Annotated in this window: 1 protein-coding gene; it reads right to left on the minus strand. The window is 43.3% G+C overall.

Features of this window, described 5'->3' with window-relative positions; genetic code table 11:
• The coding region (locus tag HMPREF2732_RS08960; RefSeq protein ID WP_186821541.1) for a VENN motif pre-toxin domain-containing protein at positions 1–217 on the minus strand (217 nt) is incomplete at both ends.

Below are 217 nucleotides of genomic sequence, written 5' to 3' on the forward strand. Positions count from 1 at the left end.
TCAATGTTTTGCTTACGCTCATCACTAGGATGAACGTCATCAGCCATGCCATTATTCTCTACCGCATCTTTCGCTGTCTTAGCCGCAATAATCGCCCCATCAGAGCTATCTGATAAACTACCACCAGCAATACCTGCTGCTACCTGACTTAAAGACGATACCGTACGTTTTTCTTCTTCACTAAGCTTTTCAGGTGATTTATTGTAAAGTGTCGAGG

The organism is Haemophilus sp. HMSC061E01 (assembly GCF_001810345.1).
In the GTDB taxonomy this organism is placed as follows: domain Bacteria; phylum Pseudomonadota; class Gammaproteobacteria; order Enterobacterales; family Pasteurellaceae; genus Haemophilus_D.